General features: G+C 70.8%; 10 protein-coding genes. 6 read left to right on the top strand and 4 right to left on the bottom strand.

The features are described 5' to 3' along the window. Window positions 1-93: 93 nt before the first annotated feature. The 3 genes from ACGF3A_RS15750 to ACGF3A_RS15740 are packed head-to-tail and all read left to right on the top strand — an operon-like array spanning window position 94 to window position 5,378. On the top strand, window positions 94-1,893 hold the full coding sequence (locus tag ACGF3A_RS15750; protein WP_393729942.1) for an AAA family ATPase: 1,800 nt from the start codon (window positions 94-96) through the stop codon (window positions 1,891-1,893). Then, window positions 1,890-3,215, top strand: coding sequence for an McrC family protein (locus ACGF3A_RS15745; RefSeq protein ID WP_393729940.1), 1,326 nt, complete (start codon window positions 1,890-1,892; stop codon window positions 3,213-3,215). The genes ACGF3A_RS15750 and ACGF3A_RS15745 overlap by 4 nt, the downstream gene beginning before the upstream one ends. 27 nt (window positions 3,216-3,242) lie before the next feature. Further along, window positions 3,243-5,378 (top strand): UvrD-helicase domain-containing protein, encoded by a 2,136-nt coding sequence (locus tag ACGF3A_RS15740; RefSeq protein WP_393729938.1) that lies wholly within the window; start codon window positions 3,243-3,245, stop codon window positions 5,376-5,378. An 83-nt stretch (window positions 5,379-5,461) separates the two neighbouring features. Here ACGF3A_RS15740 and ACGF3A_RS15735 read toward each other — a convergent pair whose 3' ends face one another. Further along, entirely contained in the window at window positions 5,462-7,126 is a 1,665-nt protein-coding gene (locus tag ACGF3A_RS15735) for an N-6 DNA methylase (protein WP_393729936.1), read from the bottom strand. Between the two features lie 147 nt (window positions 7,127-7,273). Here ACGF3A_RS15735 and ACGF3A_RS15730 point away from each other — a divergent pair, with 147 nt between their 5' ends. Further along, window positions 7,274-8,944, top strand: coding sequence for a TIGR04141 family sporadically distributed protein (locus ACGF3A_RS15730; RefSeq protein WP_393729934.1), 1,671 nt, complete (start codon window positions 7,274-7,276; stop codon window positions 8,942-8,944). 806 nt (window positions 8,945-9,750) lie between these two features. On the opposite strand, the gene ACGF3A_RS15725 is transcribed toward ACGF3A_RS15730, so the two are convergent. Then, complete coding sequence (locus ACGF3A_RS15725; protein ID WP_393729933.1) at window positions 9,751-10,176, bottom strand: YjbQ family protein; 426 nt, start codon at window positions 10,174-10,176, stop codon at window positions 9,751-9,753. A gap of 102 nt (window positions 10,177-10,278) precedes the next feature. On the opposite strand from ACGF3A_RS15725, the gene ACGF3A_RS15720 reads away from it, so the two are divergent. Beyond that, a complete protein-coding gene (locus tag ACGF3A_RS15720) occupies window positions 10,279-11,442 on the top strand; it encodes an NAD(P)-binding domain-containing protein (protein WP_393729931.1) in 1,164 nt (387 codons plus the stop codon). 29 nt (window positions 11,443-11,471) lie between these two features. On the opposite strand, the gene ACGF3A_RS15715 is transcribed toward ACGF3A_RS15720, so the two are convergent. Continuing rightward, a complete protein-coding gene (locus ACGF3A_RS15715; RefSeq protein WP_393729929.1) occupies window positions 11,472-12,419 on the bottom strand; it encodes an AraC family transcriptional regulator in 948 nt (315 codons plus the stop codon). Window positions 12,420-12,510: 91 nt separating this feature from the next. Between ACGF3A_RS15715 and ACGF3A_RS15710 the strand changes: the two genes are divergently transcribed. Further along, entirely contained in the window at window positions 12,511-13,347 is an 837-nt protein-coding gene (locus ACGF3A_RS15710) for an NAD(P)H-binding protein (RefSeq protein WP_393729927.1), read from the top strand. A 27-nt stretch (window positions 13,348-13,374) separates the two neighbouring features. On the opposite strand, the gene ACGF3A_RS15705 is transcribed toward ACGF3A_RS15710, so the two are convergent. Beyond that, a complete protein-coding gene (locus tag ACGF3A_RS15705) occupies window positions 13,375-14,412 on the bottom strand; it encodes a LacI family DNA-binding transcriptional regulator (RefSeq protein ID WP_393729925.1) in 1,038 nt (345 codons plus the stop codon). Window positions 14,413-14,424: the final 12 nt, after the last annotated feature.

Here is a 14,424-nt window from a genome sequence, read left to right as displayed (position 1 = left end):
GCGTCCAGCCACCGAACATACCGATTGACACCGTCAACACGTAGGCTGGACGCGCTTCGTGCCACCTGAACCACCCGCGTCCGGAAGGTCCCCATGCCGCAGCTCCCCGACCGTCTTCCCGGCTTCCCGGACTTCCGGATCGCCCTGGCCAAGGACGCCGGAGAGGCCCACGGCTTCCTGCTCGCCGAGCTCGGCGACAACGGCTCGCACAAGTTCCTGGTGACCGCGGGTTCGGCGGTGTCGGCGGAGGACTGGCCGGGACTGAGCGACTCCGCGCGCCGGCTCCGTTCAGGACTGCGGGAGAACGGAACGCTGGCCGACGGTCCCCACCCCAGCGCCTGGACCGCGTCCCACGACATCGTGTGCAACTCGCCTTCCGCCGCGGCCTCACTGGTCCTCGGCTACGGAGCCACCGGCCCCGGCACCTGGCGCAGCACCGAGGACGGGCACCGCCTGGGCGACTTCCTGCCGCAGAGCTGGCGGGCCCCGCAGAAGGCCTGGCTGGTGCGGGGGAACAACGTATCCGGCCACAACTTGGTCCGTCGGCTCTGGTTGAAGGAGGGCTTGGTCTCGCTCGACGCAGCCCACCTGCCGCGGGTGGACGAGCCCGACCCGACCAAGAGCGTACTGCGCCGCTTCGTCGAGGAGGGTTACGAGGGCTCGGCGACGTACCACCAGAAGCGTGGTCTCGTCGACGAACTGCACGCCTTCTTCACCCAGATGCGGATCGGGGACATTGTCGCCACCCTCAGCGACGGCCTGCTCCACCTCGGGCGGATCACCGGCGACCTGGTGCAGACGGGGCCTGCCGACGAGCTCTCCAACCTGCGGCGCCCGGCGGCCTGGCAGGCGACGGCCCATCCGTACGAGGAGCTGCCGGAGGAGGTGCAGCAGAAGCTCTCCGCCCAGCACGACGTGGTCGACCTGACCCCCGTCCTGGAACAGCTCACCGCGCTCACCGGCGGCCCGGGGACCGCGCCGGAGCAGGCCGGGCAGGCCCTGGAATCCTCCGAGCAGCGCGTGCTGACCTTCCCCGAGGTCACCGACGAGTTCGCCCGGAAGCTCCTCGTCCACGACCGCTCCTTCCTCGACGAACTGCGTGAACTCCTTCTCGACGAGCGGCAGATGGTCCTCTACGGACCACCCGGCACCGGAAAGACGTATCTGGCGCTGAAGCTCGCCGAGTACTTCGGTGGCGGCCCGGAGCAGGTCAAGATCGTCCAGTTCCATCCCTCGTACGCGTACGAGGACTTCTTCGAGGGTTTCCGGCCGGTCGAGGACCCCGAGACACGGGAGGTCGCCTTCCGGCTGACAGCGGGGCCGCTACGCGAGCTCGCCGACACCGCCTCGCAGGAGGGCAACCGGCACGTACCGCACTTCCTGATCATCGACGAGATCAACCGGGCCAATCTGGCGAAGGTCTTCGGCGAGCTGTACTTCCTCCTGGAGTACCGCAAGCGCTCGGTGCGCCTGACCTACTCCGGGGACGACTTCGGGCTGCCGCCGAACCTGTACGTGATCGGCACCATGAACACCGCGGACCGGTCGATCGCGCTGGTGGACGCGGCGATGCGGCGCCGGTTCGCCTTTGTGGAGCTCTCCCCCCGCGTGGAGCCCACCGCAGGCCTCCTCACCCGCTGGCTGAAGCGCGAGGGCAAGGACCCCGAGCCGGCCCGCCTACTCGACGCCCTCAACACGGCGATCGACGAACCCGACTTCGCCATAGGCCCGTCCTACCTGATGAAGCCCGGCGTATACCGCGAGGGCGGACTCGACCGGACCTGGCGCACCAAGATCCTCCCCCTCCTTGAGGAGCACCACTACGGCGAGGGCATCGACATCGACGCCCGCTACGGCCTGGACGCGCTGCGCGAGCGGACCCGGCGGTCATGAGCGGGAACCCGAGGGGCGGCGGTGCCCTGGCGCACGGTGACATCCCGGTCGCGACCGCCGACGGCAATGCGGCAGACGACGCGGGCCCAGCACGCAGTGACACCCCGGGCGAGATCACGCTGCGGGAGTACGGCGCCGCCTTGTCCGTACCGCTGGAAGCGGCCACCGGGCGGGCCCTCGTCGCGGCGCGGTTCCTCGACGCCGCCGCGCCGGACCCCGAGCGACCCGGATACTGGAGACTGCGGGCGGGCCACCAAGTCGGCGCGGTCCGACTGCCCGGCGGGACGGTCCTGCGGATCGCGCCCAAGACACCAGTGGGGCGGCTGTTCTTCCTGCTCGGCTTCAGCCTCGACCCGGCTGACGCCTGGCGCGACAGCCGTGAGGGCACGGTCAGCACCGGCGCGCACGACGAGGTGGTACCCGCGCTCGCGTACGCGGTGGAACGGCAGATCGACAGCGCGCTGCGGCAGGGGGTCCTCCAAGGCTACCGGGAGGTGGCGGAGTCCGCCCTGGTGGTACGGGGCCGACTGCGGGAGGCCGAGCAGATCCGGCTCCACTTCGGCCGCATGCCGCCCGCCGAGATCGCCTACGACGCGTACACCGCCGACATCGCCGAGAACCGCATCCTGCGCGCCGCGGTGGAACGGCTGCTGCGGCTGCCGTCCGTTCCTGGGCCGGTACGGCGGCGTCTAGCCCACCAGCGAATCCGCCTCGGGGACGCCGGTCCCCTGGTCCGCGGGCAGGACCTGCCGCGCTGGCAGCCGTCCCGTATCAACTCCCACTATCAGCCCGCCCTGCGGCTCGCCGAGGCCGTACTGCGCTCCACCTCGCCGGAGCACCTGTCCGGCCCGCTCGCCCTGGACGGCTTCCTGCTCGACATGAACCAGCTCTTCGAGGACTTCGTAACGGTCGCACTGCGCGAGGCCCTCCGGGAGTACGGCCTGACGGCGCGGCTGCAGGACGTACACGCTCTCGACCTGGGCGGCCAGATTCGGATGAAGCCAGATCTGGTGGTGTACGGCGTGGACGGCCATACACCGGTCGCCGTCGTCGACGCCAAGTACAAGACCGAGATGTCCCCCCGGGCCCATGGCTACCCGAACTCCGACCTGTACCAGGCGCTCGCCTACGCCACTGTGCTCGGCCTGCGCGAGGCGCATCTGGTGTACGCGGCGGGCCGCTTGCCCGAGCGGACGACCGAGGTCCGCGGCGTCGGCGGTTTGCGGCTGTTCCAGCACAGTCTCGACCTCACCTCGGAACCCGCGGCGCTGCTGCGGACCTTCCGGGAACTCGCCGCCCACCTCGCCGGGCCCACCGCCTGACACTCGCGGAAAGGGGGCCCACGGCCCATGCCCCGACTCGCCTTCTCCCAGAGCTTCTGGGACGGATTCGACACCCTGGAGAAGCCGGTCAGAGCCGGCGTCCGCAAGGCCATGACGAAGTTCCAGGCCCTGACCGTGGCCGAGCTCAACGCTGACAAAGGTCTGCATCTGGAGTCCGTGGAGAACGCCCGTGACCGGCGGATGCGCACCATACGGATCACCGACTTCTGGCGCGGCGTGGTTCTCGCGCCGGACGACGGCAGCGATCTCTTCCTCCTCGTCCATGTGCTGCCGCACGACGACGCGTACACCTGGGCGGCGAAACGCCTGTACAGCGCGAACAGCGCCACCCGCGGCCTGGAGGTACGCGACGCGGTCGCACTGGACGAGCTGACACCGCTGTACGAGACGGCCTCCCGCAAGGCGCCGAAGCTGCTGTTCTCCGGCGTCTCCGACGGAGTCCTGCGCGAGCTGGGCATCGACGCGCAGGTGTTGCGTGCAGCGCGCTCGATGGCGGACAAGGCGCAGCTGGAGGCGTTCGCCACGCTGCTGCCCGAGGACCAGCTGGAGGTCCTCCAGTACCTCGCGGAAGGGTTCTCGCCGGAGGAGGTCTACCGGGACGTGGTGGCCGTGCGCCGCCCGGTGGACGCGCCGCCCGAGCCGGACGAGGACCTGGCCACCGTCATCAGCAACACCACCGCCCGGATCCGTCTCGTCACCGGCCCGCACGAGCTGGAAGAGGTCCTGGCGAAACCGTTCGCGGCCTGGCGGGTCTTCTTGCACCCCTCCCAGCGGCGGGTCGCTCACCGCACCTCGTACGGCGGTCCGGTGCAGGTCACCGGCGGCCCGGGGACGGGGAAGACCGTGGCCGCGCTGCACCGGGTCCGGCACCTGCTGGGACGGTCGCCGGACAGCCGGATCCTGCTGACGACGTACACCAACGCGCTGGCCACCGGACTGCGCGACATGCTCGGTCTTCTCCTCCAAGGCGACGAACTCCTCCTCTCCCGGGTCGATGTCACGACCGTCGATGCCTATGCCAACGGCGTGGTGCGGCAGCACACCGGCGTCACCCCGAAGCCGGTGGGCGACCGCGACCAGCGGCAGCTCTGGGAGAAGGCGGTCAAGCAGCTGGATCTGCCGTTCCAGGCCCGCTTCCTGGCGCAGGAGTACCGTCACGTGGTGCTCGGCCAGGACATCCGTGGTCTGGACGGCTATCTCGCGGTGAGCCGGCGCGGACGCGGCACCGGCCTCGGAGCGGCCAGGCGCGAGCTGGTGTGGACCGGCGTCGAGTGGTTCGAGAAGCTGCTGCTTGAGCGCGGTGCCACCACTCACCTGCGGGTCTGTGCCCGGGCGGCCGACCTGCTCGCCGTCGGCCCGGCCCCGTACGACCATGTCGTAGTGGACGAGGCACAGGACCTGCACCCCGCACAGTGGCGGGTGCTCCGGGCCGCCGTCACCCCCGGCCCCGACGATCTGTTCCTCACTGGCGACCCGCACCAGCGGATCTACGACTCCCGGGTGTCGCTCGGCTCGCTGGGGATCGCCACCGCCGGCCGCAGCTTCCGGCTGCGTCTCAACTATCGCTCCACCGAGGAGATTCTGGTCTGGTCGGCGCGCCTGCTCGCACCGGTCAGCGTGGACGCCCTGGAGGGCGATGGAACCGACTCCCTGGCCGGCTACCGCTCGCTGCTGCGCGGCCGCCAACCCGAGGCCGGCGGGTACACCACCCAGCCGGAGGAGTACGCCGCCCTCGTGGACCGGGTGCGGGCATGGATCGGCGAGGGGCTCGCACCTCACGAGATCGGGGTGTGCGCCCGGTTCAACCTGGCACTGGACTCGGCGGAGTCCCGACTGAGGGACGCCGGGGTCCCGGTGGTGCGAGTGAAGGGGCAGGTCGCCGCGGAGACGCCCGGAGTCCGGCTGGCCACGATGCACGCCATGAAGGGGCTGGAGTTCAGGGCGGTCTCCGTGCTCGGGGTCACGAAGGGAACGGTGCCCTTCGCCCGCGAGATCACCCCGCTGGAGACGGATGCACCGCAGCACGACGCCGACCTCCTGCGCGAGCGCTGCCTGCTCTTCGTCGCCTGCACCAGGGCGCGCGAGGCACTGAGCGTGTCCTGGACCGGAAGACCGAGCGAGTTCCTGCCGACACAGGTGTGAACGGGTGGCTGCAGGGCGGCTCTGGGAGACGGGCCCCGGCACTGCGGCGGCTCCGCCTCCCAGAGCCGCCCCGCCGGATGTCCTCAGTCCTCCGGGGCCAGAGCGCCGGTGGCGAGTCCGTCGCGGGCCAGCTCGGCGAGCCGGCGACTGAGCTCGGACACGGCCCGCATCGTCGCCTCGAATTCGGTGAGCTCCCGGAAGGCCGCACCGTAGCGGCGCTGTTCCTCGATGGCCAGTTGCGGGATCCTGGCGCCCTTGGCCTCCAGCCGGTAGGTGCCGGAGGCACTGGTGGCACGGCGGATGTTGGCCGGGCTGCGCAGGAAACCCTGGAGGTAATCGTTGTCGAGCTGGTCGCTGGCTGAGACCGGCTCCGGGCCTTCGCAGGTCACGAGGCCTTCCCGGAGGAGTTCGGCGACGCCCGCCGTGGCACCGTCGAGGGAGCCTGCCCCCGTACCGGGCCGTAGCTGAGGCAGCAGTGCGGCCAGCCGATGCAGCTGCTCCTCCAGATCGCCACGGAGGGCCGTGAACTCGCCGGAGTAGTCGCGGTGCACGGCCTGGAGGTGGCTGCCCGGGGTGAGGTCGACCATGTCGTCGAGGAGACTGATCGAAGGGACGTCCACGATCTGCTCTGGGCGGGGGGTGAGGCTGCCGTCGGGGTCGTTGGCGGTGAGGTCCACCATCCGCACCGTGGTCGGGGGGATGTCGGCCGGCCCGGGACGGTGCAGAGTCCAGAGGTGAACGGGGAGGGCGTGCGAGGAGGCCGTGCCCGGCGGCAGGGCGACAACCTGGTTGAGGATGCCCCTACGGACCAGCTCGGCCCTGATCCTTCGCCCAGCCTTGCGGTAGGCGACCGAGGCGGGCAGCACGATCACAACGTGCCCGCCCGGCGCGGTATGAGCGTAGGCGTGCTGCAACCAGGCGAGTTCGCCCTCCGCCTTGGACGGGGTGCCGAGTTCCCAGCGTGGATCGAGAAGGAGTTCCTCGCGGCCCCATCCGGTGACCCCCACCGGAGGATCACAGACCACGAGTTCGGCCCGGAGGTCGGGCCATCGGTCGTCGCGGAGCGAGTCGCCCGTCTCGATCCGGGTGTCGGGCATCGAGGACAGGGCGGCACGGAGCCTGGCGAGCCGCGCGGAGTCGGCATCGGCCTCCTGCCCGCGGCAGAGCGCCCCGGTCTGCCCGGCGACGGAGAAGAGCAACAGACCGATGCCGCAGGCAGGATCGAAGACCGTCGCCCCGGGAGGCAGCGGCGGCGCGAAGTGTCGTACGGCGAGGGCCAGGCGGGGGGACGTCACCTGATCCGACCCGGCGCGCCGTACGGCGTCGGCGAACCGTTCGGTCAGTGCGTTCACGACGTCAACGGGCCGCTCGGTTTCGGCGAGTGAACGGACGCGCGCCACGGCTTCTCGCGGCAGGCGCAACCCCGGCAGCCGTCGACCGTGCGCTTCGGAGAGCAGCGCGGCCACATCTGCGAGTCCGGCGATCATGTCCTCTCCGTAGGCGGCCCGCAGCTCCTGCCAGACCTGGACCTCGGCCGAGACCTCCTTCCCTTTCCGCTGCTTCTCCAGCCACGCCTGGACTTCGGTCAGCGCGAACAAGGGGCTGCTCGCCCCACCTCCCGAGGGCGCGGGGAAGTCCTCGTAACGGCGGCGCCAGTTGGACACGGCGGCGCGGGTGACGCCGGCCAGCCTCGCGATCTCTGATCCGGTGACGAGGGGGCCGGCGGCGGGGGCAGCTTGGTCCGACATGCGACCACCGTACACGCAGCGGCACGACCACGGGAACATCAGAGTCACGTTGACAACGTACACAGACCGCTGTCATTGTTCTGCGTATACAGGTGAGGCTTCGTCAGCCTTCTTGCACCACCCCCGCAGACGCTCGGAGAACTTCCCATGGCCACCCACACCGCAGTCCGCACCGTCTATCGACTCCCCACCGTCTCCCCGACCCCCGAGGCGATGTTCGAGGCCCTCGACCACGAACAGCTAGACCGGCTGGGAGCCGAACTGCACCACCCCGCGGTCCTCGGCGTGCCCGCGATCTACCTCACCTACGGCAAGCAGGAGGCCGCCGACACCTGGTGCGCCCCCAACGCCCGTACCACCGGAATCACGGTCTTCGAACCCGTCCGCCGCACCGGAGCCCTGCTGCTCCTCGCCGTCGACGGCCACGTCTACGCCGTGACCTGCGGCAACGGCTACCGCCTGGTTCCCGATGTCCTCAAGGACAAGCGGTTCGGCCTCTGCTTCGCCATCCGCATGATCGACCCCCGGCACATCAGCGGCGCTGTCACCAAGGCGCTCGGGCGGCCGCGCACCGACATCTCCCTGGTAGCCGCCGGCACCTCCGTCCCGGCACTCGGCATTCGCGACCAGGCAAGGGTGGTCCGCCACCTCGGCGGCCACCTCGACGACGTCCCACTCACCCGAAGCCGCCACGCCAACGGCCGGGCCTGCACCGCCCAAGGCGGTGTCGGCCTGCGGCTCCCGCTCGGCATCGAGCCGGCCGACCTGGTCGAGGACCTGCGCACGATCACCCGGGCCTGCCAGGACGACATTCCACACCCCGAGCTGAAATTCGTCGACCACATCGTCCCGGTCAGCGACACCGTCACACGCGACGCGCTCGAAGCCGCCCTCGACCGCCTGCTCGGCGCCCCCGCCGACGGGCGGATCTCGTTCTCCGTGCCCCTCGACCTGCACGAGACGTACGCCGAGGCCACCGCATACCGGACCTGCATCGGCAGCACCGAGGCCTACCTCTGCGACGACTTCGACCTGGAGTACGTCCTCACCCGGGCCAGGATCCACCGCCCCGGCACCCGTATCGCCGCCCTGCGCGACGGCACGGTGACCCTCCACCGCGACCCGTCGACCAGATCCTCCGTCCCGCTGGCAACCACCCACGCCCTGGACTGGATCCAGGCCGATGTCTCCCTCGGTCCACGGACGTACTGCCTTCTGGACGGCGACTGGTACGAACTCGGCGCCGGCTACATCGACTCCGTCCGAGACAACCTGCGACAGTTGTTCACCGACCCCGCCGTGTACGGTCTGCCGCACTGGCCCGAAGGCGCGAACGAACGCGCCTACAACCGAGCGGTCTCAAAGGCCCGGCCCGAATGGCTGTTTCTCGACGGCGAGTTCATCAATAACCCCCTCAAGCGCACCGACCGGGTCGAAATCTGCGACCTGCTGACTCCGGACGGTACCCTTGTCCTGGTCAAGCAGTCCGGCTCCTCCGGCTCCTTCAGTCACCTCCTCGGGCAAGCACAGGTCGCCGTCGAACTCCTCGTCAACTCACCCGAGGCGCGCCGCCAGTTCGTCCGCCGGGTCGCACGGGACAGCGACGGGAAAATCAGGCTGGCCGAGGACTTCACACCTCGTCGGCTGGTCCTTGCGGTCCGTCACAAGTCCGGAGCCACCTTCACGCCCGACTCGCTTTTCGCCTTCTCCCAAATCACGCTCCACCAGGCAGCAAGGGAGCTCACCACACGCGGGGTAAGTATCGAAGTCGTTCCTGTGCCGACGGCAGCCGCGATCGCTCGAACCACTGCGGCGTAACGGCACCCCGCGCCAACGGTCCATCGACGCTCGCCGAGTCAGGCGTGCGCTGCGCGCCGAAAACCTGCTCGTCGAGCTCACCTGGAGCGCGAATCGTGTGGAGCCCTCCGAGAACAGGGCTGTGACGTCGGCGGTGAGGACTGCACGGCGATTGCCCTCTGAGCGCCCTAACCGGCATCCCCCTTGGGGTCCCTGGGCTGGCTAGCACAGACAGGAATGCACCCCGCCCTTTGGTGACGGGTCGTTTCACGACCTCGACGTCGAATCCTCGGGCGACTCCGTACTGGAAGACGCTGCGCTGGTGCCACTGTCGGCCCAGGCCTTCGTTACGCTGGGATGCGAGACTGCGGGCTCGTCGAACAGGCCTCTCGCTCCCAGGCCAGTCCCGGCGGCTCGACAGATCGCGCACATAGGCTCGGTCAACGTTCGTGGGCATCCGAGACGTCACTGCGATACGCGCGTCGAAAACTCATGAAGCACGCCACGATCCACCCTCGCCTCGGTCACCGCTAATAGCTCAGGCAGTCCGCAATACAGATCAGTTGCCCCCGTGGGGAACGCCCATAACTCCCGCACCACGCATAGGGCACATCAATAAAACCGCAGGCCAGACGGCCTTCGCGGCAGGCTCTAGAATCGCCACGCACTCAACGTGCGAGGTCACCAGAAACAGGTGAGCGACGCAGAACAGACATCCCCTGCCCACAGATAGAGAAAAGCTCACTAGCCTCCAGACAGACGGTCGACTGTGCGCACCACCCGGCTGGCGCGGCCGGACTTCCCCTCTACAGTGCCGCCGAAGCGAATCACTGCCCGAAGAAGCTCAACCTGACTTTACGGTTTGGATTGTCGATATTGGTATCGACCAGGCAGATCGACTGCCAGGTGCCGAGTTCCAGGTGACCTGCGAGGACGGGGAGCGTCGCGTGGGGTGGGACGAGGGCGGGGAGGACGTGGTCGCGGCCGTGGCCCGGGGTGCCGTGGCGGTGGCGCCAGCGGTCGTCGGCGGGGAGCAGGTCGCGGAGGGCCGCGAGGAGGTCGTCGTCGCTGCCCGCGCCCGTCTCCAGGATCGCGACACCGGCCGTCGCGTGGGGCACGAAGATGTTGAGCAGGCCGTCGCGGCCGCCCGCCGCCCTGCCGAGGAACTCCTCGCAGTCACGGGTGAGGTCCGCGACCGTCTCCGACGAGCCGGTCGTGACGTGGAGGACGTGGGTCTGGAATGCGTCGGTCATGACTCCATCCTCTCCGGTGTCCTTCTCCGGCGTCCTCTTCCGGTGTCCTCCTCCGGTGTCCTCCCCGGGAAGCTTCCGGGCCGCCGCGTGGTTCGTAGAAGCATGAACTATGTGGAGGTCGTGGTCATCGGGGCCGGGCAGGCCGGGCTCTCCAGCGCGTACCACCTGCGGCGTACGGGGTTCGTGCCGTGGCGGGACTTCGTCGTGCTCGATCACTCACCGCGTCCCGGCGGTGCCTGGCAGCACCGCTGGCCGACCCTCACGTACGGCAAGGTGCACGGCATGCACGCGCTGCCCGGGATGGAGCTGACCGGGGCCGATCCGGAGCGGGCATCGTCCGCGGTGATCGGGGAGTATTTCGCCGAGTACGAGCACGCCTTCGGCCTTCCCGTACGGCGCCCCGTGGACGTGATCGAGGTCCGGGAGGGGCAGGAAGGAGCCGACGGGGACGAGGGGCGGCTGCTCGTGGTCGCCTCGGACGGCGTCTGGGCGGCGCGGGCAGTGATCAACGCGACGGGGACCTGGGACCGGCCGTTCTGGCCGCGTTTCGCCGGGCAGGAGAGCTTCCGGGGGCGGCAGCTGCACACGGCCCGCTACCCGGGTCCGCAGGACGACGCCTTCGTCGGGAAGCGTGTGGTCGTGGTCGGCGGCGGCACCTCGGCCGTGCAGCATCTGCTGGAGATCGCCGAGGTAGCGGCGGACACGACCTGGGTGACGCGGCGCCCGCCCGTCTTTCGGGAGGGCCCGTTCGACGAGGACCAGGGGCGGGCGGCCGTCGCGATGGTCGAGGAGCGCGTACGGGCCGGGCTGCCGCCGCGCAGCGTGGTCTCCGTGACCGGGCTGCCCATGACGGAGGCGATGCGCCGGGCCCGGGAGAACGGGGTGCTGGAGCGGCACCCGATGTTCGCACGGATCCTGCCGGACGGCGTCGAGTGGGCCGACGGGAGCAGCACCCCGGCGGACACGATCCTGTGGGCCACCGGATTCCGGCCCGCCATCGACCACCTCGCGCCGCTCCGGCTGCGCGAGCCGGGCGGCGGCATCCAGGTGGAGGGCACACGGGCGGTCAAGGACCCGCGCGTCCATCTGGTGGGGTACGGGCCTTCGGCCAGCACGATCGGCGCCAACCGGGCGGGACGTGCGGCCGTACGGGACATACGGAAGCTGCTGCTCCCCGGCGGCACGGGCACGGGTACGGGTACGGACACAGGCACGGGCACCGCCACCGCGCGGCCGCAGGGGGACCTGGAGCCCGTCGCCGTCTGAGCCTTCCGGTCTCCCGGCCCGTCAGCCGGTCAGGCGCCGCGCCGGAAGCCGGAGGGGCTGACGCCGCGGATCCGTTTGAAGGCCGCGCTGAACGCGAAGGCGTCGGTGTAGCCCACGGTGCGGGCGACCTCGGCGACGGTCGCGGCCTCCTGTTCGGCCAGCAGATCCGCGGCGAGCGTCATGCGCCAGCGGGCGAGATAGGTCAGCGGCGGCTCGCCGACCAGTTCGGCGAACCGCTTCGCCAGCGTGGACCGCGACACCCCGGCCCGGTCGGCCAGCGTGGAGACCGTCCACGGCGCGGCCGGTTCGGTGTGCAGCAGCCGCAGCGCGTCGCCGACCACCGGGTCCCGCTGGGCCGTGTACCAGGCGGGCGGTTCGCCGCCCGGCCGGTCGAAGAACTCGCGCAGCACGCACACGAGCATCCAGTCCAGCAGCCGGTCGAGGACCACCTGTTGTCCGGGGGTGTCGGCGGCGACCTCGGCGACGAGGTGGTCCCAGATGGGGTCGGGTCCGTCGTCGGTGCACGCCCTGAGCACGACGGGCAGCGCGTCCAGGAGCCTGCGGCTGATCTCGCCGCGCACCGGGTAGGCGCCGACGATCAGCGTCGTCGCGCCGTCGGCCTCGGCACCGTCCCCTGCCTCGGCCCCACCGCGGTCGTTCCAGCCGCGCCGGTGCCGGGTCCCGCCCTGCTCGGGCGTCGCGCAGTGCTCACCGCAGGCGACGGGCTCGGCGCTGGTGCCGATCTCGTCGACGAAGGTGAACGGCGCGGGGCCCCGCACTATGACCGTCTCGCCCGCACGGAGTTGTTCGGGCGGACGGCCCTCCGGCACGATCCAGCCCGCGCCCGAGAGGACCGTGCACAGCGTCAGCGGCGCGCCGTCCACGAAGCGCAGCGCCCAGGGCGGGGTCAGGGTCGAGCTGCCGAACAGCGAGCCCTGGGCCCGTACTCCACGCAGAAGATCACCGAACGCGTCCACACCCGTAAGGCTAGAGGAAGCCGGACGATGACAAAGGCATCCCGGCTTCTCGCATATGGATACGTCCAGCAACGCGCCGTTGAATACAGCCATGAGCAACGACACCACCCTCGTCCTCGGCGCCACCGGCAAGACCGGCCGACGGGTCGCCGCCCGCCTGCGGCTGCGGGGCACACCCGTGCGCGCGGCCTCCCGTTCCAGCGCGACCCGGTTCGACTGGTCCGACCCCGGCGGCTGGGACGCGGCCCTGCGCGGGGTCTCCGCCGTCTACGTGGTCCCGCCGACCGTGCCCGGCCCCGTGCACGAGTTCGTGTCCCGGGCCGAGGCCGCCGGAGTACGCCACCTGGTCCTGCTGTCCGGTCACGGGTCCGACACCTGGGGCGACTCCGACTTCGGCCTGGACATGCGCTCGGCCGAGGACGCCGTGCGAAACTCGGCGCTGGGGTGGACCGTTCTGCGCCCGTCGAACTTCGACCAGAACTTCGACGAGGACCTCTTCCACGCCCCGCTGGTCGCCGGTGAGCTGGCACTTCCGGCGGGCACGGTCCCCGAGCCGTTCATCGACATCGAGGACGTCGCCGACGTCGCGGCCGCGGTGCTCGCCGATCCCGGCCCGCACGCCGGGCGGATCCACGAGCTGACCGGACCGCGCGCGCTGACCTTCGCCGAGGCCGTCGAGCTGATGTCGCTGGCGAGCGGCCGGGACATCACCTACAGGCAGGTCTCCCCCGCCGAGTACACGGCCGCGCTGGTCGAGTCGGGCTGGGACAAGGAGGAAGCCCGGCACGTCGCCGACATGTTCGTGCTGATGGAGCGCGGGGTGACGGCCGGGACGGAGGACGGCGTCGCGAACGTGCTGGGACGCCCGCCCCGGACCTTCGAGGAGTACGTGCTGCGGACCGCGGCGTCCGGGGCCTGGCACGGCTGACGGTCCCGTCGTTCCGCCGTCCGGCGGTCAGCTCCGGCCCGTCATGCTCGATGCCCTGACCACCAACTCCGGCTGGAGGACGATCCGCTGGTGGACGTGGGCCGCCGCCTCGTCGCCCGTCTCCTCGATGAGCAGGTCGGCCGCGGCGCGTCCCATGCGGAACGCGGGCTGCCGTACGGACGTGAGGGGCACCGCCGCCGCCGCCGCGAACTCGATGTCGTCGTAGCCGACGAGGGCGACCTCCTCCGGGACCCGGATCCCCGCGCCGTAGAGCGACTGGAGGACGCCGAGGGCCATCAGGTCGTTGGCGCAGAAGACGGCCGTGGGGCGGGGCGACATGCCCAGCAGCCGGGCGCCCGCGTCGCGCCCGGCCGCCACGTCCATCCGTTCGGCCTCGACGTGCCGCAGCCGCGCGTCCGTGCCCGAGGCACGGAGCAGGGCCGTCGCGCCGTCGTACCGGTCCTGGCACTGGCTGAGCTGCATCGGTCCGCTGACGTACGCGAGGTCGCGGTGCCCCCTGTCGAGGAGATGGCGGACGGCGAGGCCCGCGCCCTCGTAGTCGTCGACGGAGACGGAGCAGCCCTGGGCGCTGGGCACGACCCGGTCGACGGAGACGAACGGGATGCCGTGCCGTTCGAACGCCGCGAGGTTGCGGCCCGTCGTGTCGGCGGGCGTGACCAGCACGCCGCGCACGCGCTGCTCGGCGAAGAGGGACAGATACTCCGCCTCCTCCGCCACGCTCTGCGCGCTGTTGCAGAGCATCACGCCCAGCCCGGCCTCCCGCGCGGCACGTTCCGCGCCGGAGGCCACGTCCACGAAGAACGGGTTGGCCATGTCCATCACGAGCAGGGCGATGATGCGGCTGCGGCCCGCGCGCAGATGGCGCGCGGACTCGCTGCGCACGTAGCCGAGCTGGTCGATGGCGGCGAGGACGCGGACGCGGGTCTCCTCGGCGACCATCTCGGGGCGGTTGATGGCGTTGGAGACCGTGCCGACCGAGACGCCGGCCGCGCGGGCGACCTCCTTGATGCCCACCGTTCCGCCCGCCCGGCTCGTACGGCTCACGCCCCGCCCCTT

The sequence above is a fragment of the Streptomyces sp. NPDC048172 genome (genome assembly GCF_043202595.1).
Classification (GTDB): Bacteria; Actinomycetota; Actinomycetes; order Streptomycetales; family Streptomycetaceae; genus Streptomyces.
This window is presented reverse-complemented; position numbering and strand designations above follow the sequence as displayed.

Coding starts and splice junctions, on each gene's coding strand:
- ACGF3A_RS15745 (WP_393729940.1), top strand. CDS start 1,890: ATGAGCGGGAACCCGAGGGGCGGCGGTGCCCTGGCGCACGGTGACATC.
- ACGF3A_RS15740 (WP_393729938.1), top strand. CDS start 3,243: ATGCCCCGACTCGCCTTCTCCCAGAGCTTCTGGGACGGATTCGACACC.
- ACGF3A_RS15730 (WP_393729934.1), top strand. CDS start 7,274: ATGGCCACCCACACCGCAGTCCGCACCGTCTATCGACTCCCCACCGTC.
- ACGF3A_RS15725 (WP_393729933.1), bottom strand. CDS start 10,176: ATGACCGACGCATTCCAGACCCACGTCCTCCACGTCACGACCGGCTCG.
- ACGF3A_RS15710 (WP_393729927.1), top strand. CDS start 12,511: ATGAGCAACGACACCACCCTCGTCCTCGGCGCCACCGGCAAGACCGGC.
- ACGF3A_RS15735 (WP_393729936.1), bottom strand. CDS start 7,126: ATGTCGGACCAAGCTGCCCCCGCCGCCGGCCCCCTCGTCACCGGATCA.
- ACGF3A_RS15720 (WP_393729931.1), top strand. CDS start 10,279: ATGAACTATGTGGAGGTCGTGGTCATCGGGGCCGGGCAGGCCGGGCTC.
- ACGF3A_RS15750 (WP_393729942.1), top strand. CDS start 94: ATGCCGCAGCTCCCCGACCGTCTTCCCGGCTTCCCGGACTTCCGGATC.